12 protein-coding genes are annotated in these 13677 nt (G+C 66.5%); 8 read left to right on the top strand and 4 right to left on the bottom strand.

The genetic code is table 11. The annotated features are described in order from the left end of the window. Nucleotides 1-14 precede the first annotated feature (14 nt). Nucleotides 15-1265, top strand: coding sequence for a carbohydrate porin (locus tag FBX97_RS18060; RefSeq protein ID WP_255517513.1), 1251 nt, complete (start codon nt 15-17; stop codon nt 1263-1265). Nucleotides 1266-1287: 22 nt separating this feature from the next. On the opposite strand, the gene FBX97_RS18055 is transcribed toward FBX97_RS18060, so the two are convergent. Both FBX97_RS18055 and FBX97_RS18050 read right to left on the bottom strand, forming a co-directional pair. Further along, on the bottom strand, nt 1288-1941 hold the full coding sequence (locus tag FBX97_RS18055) for a TetR family transcriptional regulator (RefSeq protein WP_141834194.1): 654 nt from the start codon (nt 1939-1941) through the stop codon (nt 1288-1290). A gap of 50 nt (nt 1942-1991) precedes the next feature. After that, entirely contained in the window at nt 1992-2402 is a 411-nt protein-coding gene (locus FBX97_RS18050) for a MerR family transcriptional regulator (RefSeq protein ID WP_255517512.1), read from the bottom strand. A gap of 70 nt (nt 2403-2472) precedes the next feature. Here FBX97_RS18050 and FBX97_RS18045 point away from each other — a divergent pair, with 70 nt between their 5' ends. Beyond that, entirely contained in the window at nt 2473-3705 is a 1233-nt protein-coding gene (locus tag FBX97_RS18045) for an NADH:flavin oxidoreductase/NADH oxidase family protein (protein ID WP_141834191.1), read from the top strand. Nucleotides 3706-3935: 230 nt separating this feature from the next. After that, entirely contained in the window at nt 3936-5477 is a 1542-nt protein-coding gene (locus FBX97_RS18040; protein ID WP_185748632.1) for a DUF3943 domain-containing protein, read from the top strand. Here FBX97_RS18040 and FBX97_RS18035 read toward each other — a convergent pair. Continuing rightward, nucleotides 5474-6325, bottom strand: coding sequence for a LysR substrate-binding domain-containing protein (locus tag FBX97_RS18035; RefSeq protein WP_185748631.1), 852 nt, complete (start codon nt 6323-6325; stop codon nt 5474-5476). The two genes, FBX97_RS18040 and FBX97_RS18035, sit on opposite strands and share 4 nt — an antisense overlap. Before the next feature lie 90 nt (nt 6326-6415). Here FBX97_RS18035 and FBX97_RS18030 point away from each other — a divergent pair, with 90 nt between their 5' ends. Together FBX97_RS18030 and FBX97_RS18025 are read left to right on the top strand one after the other, a co-directional pair. Next, nucleotides 6416-7276 carry an alpha/beta fold hydrolase gene (locus tag FBX97_RS18030; RefSeq protein WP_141834185.1) on the top strand — a complete coding sequence of 287 codons (861 nt, stop codon included), beginning with the start codon at nt 6416-6418 and terminating at the stop codon, nt 7274-7276. 366 nt (nt 7277-7642) lie between these two features. Further along, nucleotides 7643-9334 carry a PHB depolymerase family esterase gene (locus tag FBX97_RS18025; protein WP_255517537.1) on the top strand — a complete coding sequence of 564 codons (1692 nt, stop codon included), beginning with the start codon at nt 7643-7645 and terminating at the stop codon, nt 9332-9334. Nucleotides 9335-9386: 52 nt separating this feature from the next. Here FBX97_RS18025 and FBX97_RS18020 read toward each other — a convergent pair whose 3' ends face one another. Continuing rightward, nucleotides 9387-10160, bottom strand: a complete 774-nt coding sequence (locus FBX97_RS18020; protein ID WP_141834180.1) for an SDR family oxidoreductase — start codon at nt 10158-10160, stop codon at nt 9387-9389. A gap of 197 nt (nt 10161-10357) precedes the next feature. Here FBX97_RS18020 and FBX97_RS18015 point away from each other — a divergent pair, with 197 nt between their 5' ends. The 3 genes from FBX97_RS18015 to FBX97_RS18005 all read left to right on the top strand — a co-directional run bounded on the left by FBX97_RS18015 (nt 10358) and on the right by FBX97_RS18005 (nt 13475). Further along, nucleotides 10358-11239: a LysR family transcriptional regulator gene (locus FBX97_RS18015; RefSeq protein WP_141834177.1), complete on the top strand. Its 882-nt coding sequence runs from the start codon at nt 10358-10360 to the stop codon at nt 11237-11239. A gap of 146 nt (nt 11240-11385) precedes the next feature. Continuing rightward, nucleotides 11386-12075: a heavy metal response regulator transcription factor gene (locus FBX97_RS18010; protein ID WP_141834174.1), complete on the top strand. Its 690-nt coding sequence runs from the start codon at nt 11386-11388 to the stop codon at nt 12073-12075. Next, a complete protein-coding gene (locus FBX97_RS18005; RefSeq protein ID WP_141834171.1) occupies nt 12072-13475 on the top strand; it encodes a heavy metal sensor histidine kinase in 1404 nt (467 codons plus the stop codon). The genes FBX97_RS18010 and FBX97_RS18005 overlap by 4 nt, the downstream gene beginning before the upstream one ends. Nucleotides 13476-13677 lie beyond the last annotated feature (202 nt).

The raw sequence follows: 13677 nt of genomic DNA, 5'->3' as shown, positions 1-13677 counted from the left end.
GTATGCGCCTTCGTATGAAACATGAGAATGCATGCCGCGCCTTCCTGCTGGCCGCGGTGGCGCTGGCCCCGGCGGCCGCGCATGCCGATGACGCCACCCTGAGCGGCGACTGGGGCGGCGCCCGCAGCCGCTATCTGGATGCCGGCGTCAACTTCCGCGGCGACTACGTCTCCGAGACCTTCGCCAACGTCAGCGGCGGGCGCGCCCGCGGCAGCACCTATGCCCAGCAGCTGCGCCTGGGCGCCGATCTCGACATGGCGCGCATCGCCGGCTGGTCCGGCACCACCCTGCACTTCACCGTCAACGACCGGCGCGGCGCCGGCGTGTCGGCCGACTACATCGGCAACCGGCTGCCGGTGCAGGAAGTCTACGGCGGTCCGTACACGCGCCTGAGCGAGGCCAGCATCGAACAGAACCTGCTGGCCGGCCGGCTCAACCTCCGTCTCGGCTTTTTCGCGATGGGCAATGACCTGGGCGGCATGATCCTGGGCTGCCAGCTGGTGAATGCGGCGTTCTGCGCCCACCCGCTGTCGATGTCGGGCAACAGCGGCTGGTACAACTACCCGAATGCGCGCTGGGGCGCGGCCGTGCGCTACCGGCTCCGCCCCGACCTGCTGCTGCGCACCGGCGTGTACCAGGACAATCCGCACCTCGGCGACCGGGACAACGCCTTCCGGCCATTCGCCGCCGGCACGGCCGGCATGATGCTGCCGCTGGAGCTGGAATACGCGCCGGGTTCCGCGCCGCAGGATGCGGCGCTCCCCGGCCACTACAAGCTCGGCGTGTTCTACGACACGGCGCGCGCCAAGCGCCAGGGCGAGACCGGCACGGTGGACGGCCGCTACGGCATCTACCTGCTGGCCGACCAGACGATCCTGCGCCAGGCACGCGGCCGCGGCCTCGCCGTGTTCGGCCAGTTCACGGCCAACCCCAAGGCGTCGGCGCAGATCACGCGCTGGTATGCGGCCGGCCTGGTCAAGACCGGCACCTTTGCCGGCCGCGATGCCGATACGCTGGCGCTGGGCGTGGTGCAGGCGCAGGTCAATCCACGCCTGCGCGAAGCCGCCGCCGCCGATCCCGACGCCGGCGGCTATGCGGCACGCCCTGCCGGCGAAACCGTGGTCGAACTGAGCTACGGCGTGCAGCCGCGGCGCTGGCTGGGCGTGCGCGCCGACGTCCAGTACGTGGTCGATCCGGGCGCCTTCGGCTACCGCGCGACCCGCAACGCGCTGGCGCTCGGCACCCAGCTGAGAATCGCGTTCTGACGCAGCTGTGCGTGCGCGCCGCTCAGGGGACGCGTACGTAGCGCAGGATCGTGTCGATCACGGCGTCGCGGCGCGCCGCGTGCACCTCGGCGGCGCCGAGGTCGCGGTCGAAGATGAAGCTGAAGGTATGCCGGTTGGAGACGTTGTAGAACGACAGCGCGCTGATCGACATGTGCAGGTCGATTGGATCGACATCGGCGCGGAACACCCCGTCGGCGACGCCGCGCCGGCACAGCCGCTCCAGCAGGACGATGGCCGAGCGGTTGATCTCGCGCAGCGCCGGGATCTTGCCGATGTAGTCGCCGTGGTTGATGTTCTCGTTCATCACCATCCGGACGAATTCCGGATGCGCCGCATGGAAATCGAAACTGGCCCCGACCAGCTTGCGCAGGGCATCCAGCGGCGCCAGCGTCTCGTCGATATGCAGCCCGCCTTCGATGTCGCGGAAGCGGCGGTAGCTTTCTTCCAGCGCGGCGACGTACAAGTCCTCCTTGCTGCCGAAGTGATAATAGATCATCGCCTTGTTGAGCCCACTTTCCGCCGCGATCGCATCGATGCGGGCGCCGCTCAAGCCGAGCCGGGAGAACTCACGGAGGGCGACATTCAGGATGCGGGCACGGGTGCCGTCTTCCTCGGCCTTGCCGGGAACGGTCTTCGATCTGCTTGCTTTCGTCATCGGGTTATTCTAAACGATCGTGCCGGCGCAACAGTTCGGCCGGCGGCGCTTCAGGCGCGCCCGGCGCATGCGCCCGTGGTCCACGCCGCCTGCACCCGGCACTCGCCGTCGGCCAGGGATTGCCGCACCTTGTCCCTGGCGCCGGCGACCGCGTGGCGCTGCTCGTCGAGGATCGCGCGCAGGCGGTCGATCTCCTGCAGCCGCGCGTCCAGTTGGCCGAGCAGCGCATCCTTCAATGCGGCGCCGTGCAAGGCGGCCACGCTGCGGATCGTCTCCAGCGAAAAGCCCAGCTTCTGGCCCAGCTGGATGAGGTCCAGCCGCTCCAGCGCACTGGCCTGGTAGACCCGGTAGCCGTTGGCGCCACGCTGCACCTTGGGCAGCAAGCCTTCTTTTTCGTAATAACGGATGGTCGATGGCGGGATGCCGGCGCGCTGCGCCAGTTCGCCGATTTTCATGTTCATGGAGACTTGACCTTGAAGTTGACTTCAAGCTTAGGATAACGCATCTCGATCGAACCCAGGAATCCTCCCCATGCTTTTCACGCCCCTGACCCTGCCGAACGGCGCCATCGTCTCCAACCGCCTGGCCAAGGCCGCCATGGAAGAAACCCTGGCCGACGCCGGGCAATTGCCGGGCCCGCGCATCGTCCGCTTGTACCGGCGCTGGGCCGAGGGCGGTGCCGGCCTGCTCATCACCGGCAACGTGATGGTCGACCGCCGCGCGCTGACCGGCCCCGGCACCATCGCGCTGGAAGCGGATACGCCGCTCGACCCGTTCAAGGCGTGGGCACGGGCGGCGCGCGCAGGCGGCGCCCAGGCCTGGATGCAGATCAGCCACCCCGGCCGCCAGGTCATGGCCAACATGGGCGGCCTGGCCTGGGCCCCGTCGGCGGTGGCGCTGGACATGGGCAAGCACAGCAAGATGTTCGCGCAGCCGCGGGCGATGAGCGAGGCCGACATCGCCGAGGTGATCGAACGCTTCGCGGCCACCGCGCACGCGGCCGAGCAGGCCGGCTTCACGGGTGTGCAGATCCATGCGGCGCACGGCTACCTGCTCTCGCAATTCCTGTCGCCGCTGACCAACCGCCGCGATGACGCCTGGGGCGGCAGCCTGGCCCGGCGGGCGCGCCTGCTGCTGGACGTCGTGCGCGCGGTGCGGGCGCGCGTCGCGCCGGCCTTCTGCGTCGGCGTCAAGCTGAATTCGGCCGACTTCCAGCGCGGCGGCTTTTCCGAAAACGACGCCAGGGAGGTACTGGCGATGCTGAATGCCGAGCAGGTCGACCTGGTCGAACTCTCGGGCGGCAGCTACGAGAGCCCGGCCATGCAGGGCCGCACCGCCGACGGCCGCACGCTGGCGCGCGAAGCCTATTTCCTGGAGTTCGCGCGCGCCCTCGCACAGGTGGCGACCATGCCCCTGATGACCACCGGCGGCATCGCGCGCCGCCCGGTCGCCGAGCAGGCGCTGCAAGCCGGCGTCGCCATCGTCGGCATCGCGACCGCGCTGGCGGCGGTGCCGGACCTGCCGTGCGCATGGCAGGCCGGCCGTGAACCGGCGGCCGCCATGCCCGCCGTCGACTGGAAGGACAAGGCACTGGTCAGCCTGGCGCGCATGGCGCTGGTACGGCGCCGGCTGCATGCGCTGGCAGCGGGTGCGGGCGCGCTGGCGGCCTACAGTCCTGCCTTCACGCTGGTACTCGACCAGCTGCGCGGTGCGCGCCTGGCGCAACGTTACCGGGCGTGGCTGCAGACCGTGGCGCCACTGTAACGGATGGAGCACTTTGCCCCGAATGATCAAGATTCGCGCCGAATAAACCGATAACGTTTCACCTTGGCGAGGCGCGCAATCCCGCATGTCCATTCCATCATGCAATTCGTGCGACGACATTTCTTGCGAGCCATTATATTTATGCTAACACTCGTCCCGGGAGTCCTCCCGGTGAGCGAGCAGCAAAGCCTGGACACAGCATGATCGCATCGAGTCGACCTGGAATAGAGATGAACGCTTCACACTACACATTCAAGCTGCGCCGGCCTGTGCAGGCGCTGCTGCTGGCACTGGCCGCCGGCGCCGCCCATGCAGCACCCGGCGCGCCCGCCGACACCCCGTTTGCCGAAAGCTGGTTCACCGATACTGCGGCGGCGTCCGCAGCGGCCAAAGACCAGGCTCAGGAACAGGACCAGAACCGGGACCCGCTGCGCGAACCGGCGTCGCCGGCCGCACCGGGGCCGCTGCTCAAGGACGATGCGCGTCCCTACAAGAGCTACGGGGCGGCCGCGCTGGAAATCGCCGCCTTCCAGATCGCGCTGAACCGCATCGACCACGCCTTCGTGAAGCCGGACGACTATCGCGTCACCATGGGGTCGATCCGGCGCAACCTGCACAGCAGCTGGGTCGAAGACCGCGACCCCTTCGAAATCAACCAGCTGGGCCACCCGTACCAGGGTTCGGTGTACTACAACCTCGCGCGCAGCAACGGACTGACGTTCTGGGAATCGCTCGGCTATGCCTTCGCCGGCAGCGCGGTCTGGGAAATCGCCGGCGAGACGACGCCGCCTTCGCGCAACGACCAGATCACGACCAGCTTCGGCGGCAGCTTCCTGGGCGAAGCCCTGTACCGGATGGCGAGCCTGGTGCTGGACGGCGGCGACGGATCGAAGCCGCTGTTGCGCGAGACCGGCGCCGCGATCGTGTCGCCGGGGATGGGCTTCAACCGCCAGAGCGGGAGGAGCCGGCGCGCCGCTGCGCTGTGGGCCGGCGCCACCCCGGCCACCTTCGGGCGCCTGCAACTGGGTGTCAGCAACCCGTCGAACAGCAACGCCGGCCCGTCGCTGGCGACCAAGCGCAGGGAAGTGGCGGCCGATTTCGCGCTCGAATATGGCTTGCCCGGCAAAGAGGGCTATACCTACCACAAGCCGTTCGACTACTTCGCCTTCAGTGCCCGCGTGTCGAGCGTGAACGGCCTGGAAAGCCTGAGCTCGCGCGGCCTGCTGTACGGTGCGCCCTACTCGCCCGGCAACAAGCTGCACGGCATCGCCGGGCTGTACGGCAGCTACGACTACCTGTCGCCGCAGCTGTTCCGGATCGCGAGCACCGGCGTTTCGCTGGGTAGCAACCTGCAATGGTGGCTGGCCGACGGGCTGGCGCTGCAGGGCCATGCATCGGCGGGCGTCGGCTATACCTCGACCGGCACGATACGCGCCAGCTCGGCCGGACAATACAACTATGGCTTCGCGCCGCAGAGCGCGCTGGGCCTGCGCCTGATCCTCGGCGACAGGCTGTCGTTCGACCTGCGCGCACGCGCCTTCTTCGACGGCCGTGTCGCCAGCCCCGAAACCGCCGGTACCGACCGGGTGCTGCGCGGCGATGCCTCGGTCAGCTACCGGGTGGCCGGCCCGCATGCGCTCACGCTCAGGTACCTCACCTCACGCCGCCGCTTTTCCTTCCCGACCGTACTGGAAACGCAGCAGCGGCACGACTCGGTCGGGCTGTATTACAGCTACCAGCCATCGGGCGGGATGGGGGCGGTGAAGTCCTAGCGGCGCAGCTCCGCCATGATCTTCTCGGCCAGGAAGTCGCATGGCGGCCGCTTCGATGTCGAGCTGCGCGCGAGGATGACCTCCAGCGGCGCGATTTCAGGCAGCCCCTGTGCCTGTCCAAGCAGGGACAGGTGAGCCGGCACGGCACAGCGTGCCAGCGGCGCCACCGCCAGTCCTGCTTCGACCATGCTGAGCAGCCCCATCAGACTCGGGCTTTCGTAAGACGTGCGATACGGGATCTTCGCCCGCTCGAGACTGCGGATCGCGTTTTCCCGCGCGACGCTACCAGGCAGAAACACGGCAATCGGCAGCGGTTTTTCTTTCCAGAGTTCGCGCTCGCTCGGCGCGGCAGCCCAGACCATCGGTTCGAAGCGGACGAACTCCCCCGACAGTCCTTTGACACGCGTCGCGCACACCAGGTCGACCGAGCCGTCCTTCACCATGGGCGCCAGCGCCACGCTCGGCAGGCCCACGACCTGGATCTCGACCTTCGGATAGGTCGCGGAAAACTTCTTGAGGATCGCCGGCAGCAATGAAGAGGCATAGTCGTCGGGCACGCCGATACTGACGCGCCCCGTCACGTCCGGCCGTACCACCGCGGCCCAGGCTTCCTCGCGCAGCGCGAGCATGCGCCGGGCGAAGGTCAGCAGGACCTCGCCATCCTGCGTCGGCGTGACGCTGCGCGGCTTGCGCACGAAGAGCGGCTTGCCGATGGCCGTTTCCAATGTCTTGATCTGCATGCTCACCGCCGATTGCGAGCGATGCACGACCTCGGCCGCGCGGCTGATGTTACCGGTGTCGGCCACGGCCACCATCATGGCCAGGACGTCGAGATCGAGCGATTTCATAAGTCTCAGAAAATCTGATTGATACGATCAATATTATGCGATTTTCTTGGACCTTGCTGTGGTGCATAGTAGCAAAAAAGGAGTCCGACCATGAATGCACGAACCGATCAGCACGTTTTGGCAGTGCCCGAGGTGTACTTTGCCACCCTGCCTTCCGGCAGCCGCATGCCCTATGTGACGCGCGGATCCGGAGAACCGCTGGTATTCGTTCACGGATCGCTGTGCGACTACCGCTACTGGAACGGCCAGATGGCCGTCCTGTCGAAAGACTTTCACTGCGTGTCGGTCAGCCTCGGCCACTACTGGCCTTCGGACGATTGCTCGATCCCGGGGCCGTTCAGCTGGAGCACGCACGTCGCCGAACTCGCCGAGTTCATCACGGTGATGGACATCGGCCCGGTGCACCTCGTCGGCCACTCGCGCGGCGGCTGCGTTGCATTCCAGCTGGCGCGCGAGTATCCCTACCTCGTGAAGACGCTGACGCTCGCCGATCCCGGCGGCCCGCTGCAGATCGATGATGCGCCGGAAGCGGCGCTGCCGCCGGCGACCACTGCCCTGCGCGCGCAAGTTGCCGAGCTGATCGACGGCGGCGCGGTCGAGGCGGGCCTGGAAATGTTCGTCGACTCGGTCAGCATGCCGGGCATCTGGCGCAAGAGTCCCTCCGGTTTCCGCTCGATGGCGATCGACAACGCGGCCACGCTGCCGAAGCAGTTCCGCGATCCCTTGCCTGCCTATACCCGTGCGGCGGCGGATGGCGTGACATGCAGGACGCTGCTGGTCGCGGGAGGCAAGAGCCCGCGCATGTACCGCGACAACGTCGAGAGGCTTGCCGAGTGGATCGGACGTGTCGAGAAACGCACCCTCGCAGGCGCGTCGCATGGCATGAATGTCACGCATCCGGCGGAATTCAACCGGCTGCTCGAGGCCTTCGTGAATGGAAACGATACCTAGCGGCGCGACCCCGGCATGCGGGACCGTCTGGGCAAGAGCGGCCCGCCCCTGTTTGCGTAAATGCGACGGTGTGCAAATTCGCACAAGCAGCATGCTCGGACGCGCCTTGCGCCCGACTCTCCCAGGTCTAGAATGATTCGGCGATTCCCATCGCGATAAGACCGATAACCGGAGACCCGCCATGCCCATGTTCCCGCCCGCATCCTGACACGGCTGCCTTCGCTCTTCCGACACCGATCCCCGGTGCGGGCGCCCAACGCTCGCCGCGTCTGCGCTCGCCCGAGTTACCCGCACGGCTACCGCGCAATGGAGGCTTCGATGGCGTTTTCCTTTTCACGGGCAGCGCGCCTGCTTGTCCTGTTCTTCATGCTCGCCCCCTGGATCGGTGCCCAGGCCCAGGTGCAGGCCGGCCCCGGCACCTGGAGCGGCAACCAGACCTGGGCCACCGACAGCGTCAACGGCGGCGCCCTGAGCGGCTACTACTACTGGCCATCGACGGCGCCCGCACTCGCCGGCAAGCGCGCGCTGGTACTGGTGCTGCACGGCTGTGCGCAGACCGCGGCCGGCGACGTCATCGACGGCACGAGCGACAAAGGCTACAACTGGAAAGCCGTGGCCGACCAGTACGGCGCCGTGATCCTGGCGCCGAACGCCACCGGCAACCTGTACGGCACGCACTGCTGGGACTGGGCCAGGTCCACCCACAGCCGCACGACCGGCCACTCGGGCGTGCTGCTCGACCTGGTCAACCGTTTCGTCAGCAACCCGCAGTACGCGATCGATCCGAACCAGGTGTATGTGGCCGGCCTATCCTCGGGCGGCGCCGAGACCATGGTGCTGGGTTGCCTGGCGCCCGACATCTTTGCCGGCATCGGTATCAACGCCGGTCCGGCCCTGGGCGTGACGACGGCGCAAATCGGCAGCGTGCCGTCCGGGACCACCGCCACCAGCGCCGGCAACAAGTGCAAGAACCTGGCCGGCACCAATGCGCCCGCCTTCGCCACCCAGGTTGCCGGCGTCGTCTGGGGCACCAATGACTATACGGTGGCGCAGGGATACGGCCCGCTCGATGCGGCGGCGATGCGTGTCGCCTACGGCGGCAGCTTCACGAAAGGCGCGGCCGCCAGCGTGCCGACGGGCGGCAGCAATATCCCCTACACGGATGCCAATGGCAAGGTGCGCACCTCGGAAATGACGGTGACGGGGATGGGCCACGCCTGGCCGGCCGGCACGGGGGGCCAGAACGGCAACTACGTCGACGCCACCAAGGTCAACTACCCGGCCTTCGTGACCAATTTCTGGTTCGCCAACAACCTGCGCGTGGCGCGGGCGGCGGCGCCGGTGATGGCCTCGTGCAGCGCCAGCGTCTCGGGTTCGACAGTGACCGTCAGCGGAGTGGCGAGCGGCGGCGCCATCGGCAGCTATCGCGTCGTGCTGAACGGGCCGACACCGGTGGACGACGCCGCGGCCGGCAGCGGCCCCAACTTCAGCAAGGCCTATGCGGCGCGCGCCGACGGCTATTACAGCGGCAGCGTCAGCGCCACCGACAGCACGACCGGGCTGACCTCGAACGCCTGCACGATCGCGCAGTTCCTGGTCGGCACCGCGCCGGCGCTGCAAGCCCCGGCAGGGCTGGCGGTCGCCGGGTCGAGCGCCGCTAGCATCACCCTCACCTGGAACGCGTCGAACGGCGCCACCGGTTACAACGTCTATCGTAATGGGGCGAAGGTGAACGCGGCGGCGGTCGCCTCGACCGGCTATACGGATGCCGGGCTGGCGGCGGCCACCAGCTACAGCTACCAGGTCTCGGCCGTCGGCAACGGCGGCGTCGAAAGCGCACGCTCGGCCGCGGTGACCGGCAGCACGGCGTCCGGTTTTGCGTGCACGGCGACCACGTCGAGCAATTACGCCCACGTGCAGGCAGGACGTGCCCACGACAGCGGCGGCTATGCGCTGGCGAACGGCTCCAACCAGAACATGGGACTGGACAATCTCTTCTACACGGCGACGCTGGCGCAGACGGCGGCCGGCTACTATGTCATCGGTAACTGCCCGTAAAGGTGCCGGGTGCAAGTCTCCAAGGCCGTGGAAGACAATCCGGTGGCCCGGGTCATGAAACGCTGGGAACCAGGTTTTCGCCACCGGAGACTTCGATGGTCGTACCGGTGACATACGGGTTGGTCATCAGGAACCATGCCGCATGGCCGATGTCCTGCGCCGTGCCCGCGCGCCGCGCAGGGAAGGTTTCCTTCACCTTGTCTTTCAGACACTCGCGTGCGTCGCCGGGCAGGAAGCTCCACATATCCGTATCGACAAAGCCGGGACGTATCGTGTTCACACGGGTCGGCGCCAACTCGAGCGCGAGCGACTTCGCCAATGCTTCCACGGCCACGAATGCCGATGTCACGGCGGCATAGCCGATTTTCGGGCGGACTGCCAGGCCGCCGGACAGGAAGGTGATCGACCCGTTTTCCTTCAGATAGGGCGCGGCATGGCGTGCGCAGGCCCAGCTGCCCAGGAACTTGCCTTCCAGGTAGCTGCGGGCGCCACCCATGTCGTCGTCCATGAAGTTGCCCCAGGTGCCGAGATCGGGCGCAGCCGTGACGACCAGATGATCGAACGCGCCGATGGCCTCGAACGCCGCCCTGACGCTGCCCTCGTCGCGCATGTCCAGGCCGACCTGCTCGAAGCCGGCCAGGTCCGGACGATCCTGGATCGAGGCGACACGCCGGCTGGCGACCAGCACCGACGCGCCTGCCGCCAGCGCGGCACGTGCCACGCCCAGGCCGATACCGGTTTTTCCGCCGACAACGACGACCTTCTTGCCCGAGAGGCTCGGTGAGGTCGAGGCCGATACAGCCGGTTGATTGAATGCTGCGCTCATGGTTGTGCTCCTTCCATCAATGTGTGGGTCACCGCCCTTGGGGGCCCGTCGCTGGGGTGATGCATGAACGCGACGGCACATTGATCGTAATTGGCGCCGATTCTGATGATAATCCGCAGAACCAGGATTTATACTATTCCAAAATGGAATAAATGAGGTAAGCGTGTGGAACCCCATGTTGTGGCGATGGAGACGCGATGGACAGATTCCAGGAAGTGACCGCCTTTGCCGCCGTCGTGGAAGCGGGCGGCTTTTCCGCTGCCGCAAGGCGAACCGGCGATTCGCAGTCGGCGATCAGCAAAGCCGTGGGTGCGCTTGAAAGGCGCCTGGGCGTGCAACTGCTTAACAGGAGCACACGCAGTGTCACGCTGACCGACCAGGGACGCAGGTACTACGAGCGCATGAGGCCCCTGCTCGACGAAATGGCGCAGGTGGATGGGGAACTCGCCAGCAGCAGGGCCGAAGTCGCCGGTCTGGTGCGGGTCGCCGCATCCTCGACCTTCGGCCGGCTGCACGTCCTGCCCCTGCTGCCGCGGCTGTTGGCGCTGCACCCGAAGCTGGAACTCGATCTGCAGCTGTCCGACAGCGTCCAGGATCTGCTTGCGGAAGGCGTCGACCTGGCGATCAGGGTGAGTCCGCTGCAAAAGCCCGATGCCGTGGTCAAGAAGGTCAGCAGCACCTCGCTGGTCTGCGCCGGATCGCGGCTGTACTTCGAACGGCACGGCATTCCCGAGACGCCGGAAGAACTCGTCCACCACAACTGCCTTGTATTCAACAACATGTCCGACTGGCCGTTTGTCGGCCCGCAGGGAAAATTCAGCGTCGCGGTGCATGGCAACCTGTCTTCGAATACCGTCGAAACGATTCTTTCGGCGGTCAAGGCGGGTGTCGGCATCGGCATGTTCTACAGGGCGTCGCTGGTGGATGGCCTGCGCCAGCCGGACATCATGACCGTACTGGACGAGTTCGTCGGTGAAACGCGTGATGTGAGCCTGATCTGGCCGAACCGGAAATTCATTCCGGCGCGCGTGCGCCATGTGACTGAATTCTTCGCTGCGGCACTGGCCGAACGTTTTTGAGGTATGAGCGCCTCTGGACCAGGTACCGTGTTCGGTCTGAAAGATAACCGAACCGTAATGTGCTTGTCCGTCTATCGTCAGCTTCGGTTGGTTACAGTGCCGGGATAGAATTGGGCCAGGTGGCCCGCCCTGATAATGGAGCTGACATGCGAATCCTGGTTGTCGAAGACGAGCCGAAACTGGCGAACTATGTGCAGAAAGGCTTGACGGAGAACGGCCACGTGGTCGACGTCGCACACGACGGCATCGATGGCGCGCACCTGGCGGTCAACGGCGACTACGACCTTGTCGTGCTCGACATCATGCTACCCGGCATCGACGGCTTTGGCGTGCTCAAGGCGATCAAGGACAGCAAAAACAGCAAGGACACGGCGGTCCTCATGCTGACCGCGCGCGACAGCGTGGAAGACCGTGTGTCCGGCCTGCGCGAAGGCGCCGATGACTATCTCGTGAAGCCCTTCGCCTTCAGCGAGCTGCTGGCGCGCCTGACCGCGCTGCAGCGGCGCGGCATCCGCAGTGCGAGCAGCCTGGCCGCAAGCCGGATCGTGGTCGGCGACGTCGAGTTGGACCTGATCCGCCGCAAAGCGCTGCGCGCAGGCAAGCTCCTCGACCTGACCGCCAAGGAATTCCTGCTTCTGAGCCTGCTGATGCGACGCCAGGGCGAGGTGCTGTCGCGCACCGTCCTCGCCGAGCAGGTGTGGGACATGAATTTCGACAGCGATACCAACGTGGTCGAGGTGGCAATCCGCCGCCTGCGCACCAAACTCGACGATCCCTTCGAGACCAAGCTGCTCAAGACCGTGCGCGGCATGGGTTACGTGCTGGAACAGCCTTGACCACCTTGCTGCCTTCCACACGGTCGCTGTCGCTGCGCATCGGCTTGATGGTGGCCGCGGTTGCCGTGGTCGTGTTCTCCACGACCATCTATTTGCTGCACAAGGACTTCGTGCACATCCTGCAACTGGACGAGGAAGCCGACCTCCGCACCAAGGTCAGCGTCGTGCGCAAATTCACCGACGAGGTCAAGAGCAAGGACGACCTGCCTTTGCTGAAGCGCCACCTCGATGCCGCGGGTATCGGCGGGCGTTATCGCTGGAACGTCTGGCTGGTCGACAGTGCCGGAAAGGTGATCTATGGCGAGGCCTTCCCGCCGGTCGCCGCCGCCGGTCCGGAACGCATCCGCATCACGCGGCAGGACGGCGTGACACTGCGCGGCATCAGCTACCTGCTCGAAGACAATCCGGTATTTCCCGACACGCGCGTCTACATCGGCATGGACCCGCGTCCGCGCGTCGTCATGCTGGAGCGCTACGACCATTCCAGCATCGTCATCTGTATCGCCGGGGTGCTGTTGACCGTGGTGCTGGTATTCGCTGCCGCACGCCACGGCCTGCGGCCGATCCATGCCCTGTCGGCCGACGCCGCCCGCATCACGCCGGACGCGATGTCGCGCCGCCTGACGCTGTCCGCGGCAAGCACCGAACTGCTGCCGCTGGCGCAGCGTTTCAACGAAGTCCTGGACCGTATGGAGCAGGCCTGGCAGCAGCTCGATGGCTTCAGCGCCGACGTGGCGCACGAACTGCGCACGCCGCTGGCGATCATGATCAGCGGGGCCGAGGTGGCGCTGTCGCGCGACCGCCCCCTGCCCGAGCTGCGCGAAACGCTCGAGAGCCACCTGGAAGAACTGCGCTCGTTGGCCGGCATGGTCAACGACATGCTGTTCCTGGCGCGCGCCGACCGCGGCGCCATGGCGGACAACGTCAAGCCCTGTTCGCTGCGCGAAGAAACACGGCGGGTGGCAGACTTCGTGGAAGCCGTGTTCGCGGAAAAGCGCCAGGTCATCGCCATCGAGGGCGATGCCGACGTCATGGCGAACGCCCCGCTGGTATGCCGGGCGATCGTCAATTTGCTGACCAATGGCGCACGCCATGCCGACGCCGCGGCGACGATTGCGGTAAGGCTGACGCCAACGCCGGAAGGCGCACGGATAGCCGTCGTCAACCCGGGCAGTCCGATTCCCGAAGATGTCCAACGCCGCATGTTCGACCGCTTCTGGCGCGGCGACAGCGCACGGGTGAAGTACGGGGACCGCTTCGGGCTGGGCCTGGCGATCGTGCGCGCCGTCGCGATCATGCACGGCGGAACCACGTTCGTGCGCAGCGAGGGTGGCTACAACCACATTGGACTGACGCTTGTGAACACGGCTTCCGGCGCTCGCGCAAAGGAAGCGCCGTAGCGCACCGGGGTGGCAGACGCATGGCCGGCGCCGCTCCTCATCCCCTTCCCCGTTGATGCAAGCAGGTGCCGCGATCGGCAGCGATCGCCGGCCGCCGGTCTTCATTACGCAAACGTAATTTTGACGTCACTTTCGCGTTATACGGCCAGCCCTAACATGGCTACGCATACGCTGACTTCACAACCACGAAAGGAACCTGCCA

The organism is Herbaspirillum sp. SJZ107, from assembly GCF_006715485.1.
Classification (GTDB): domain Bacteria; phylum Pseudomonadota; class Gammaproteobacteria; order Burkholderiales; family Burkholderiaceae_D; genus Telluria.
The sequence above is the reverse complement of the archived record's forward strand: the minus strand, read 5'-3'. Positions and strand labels throughout refer to the sequence as shown.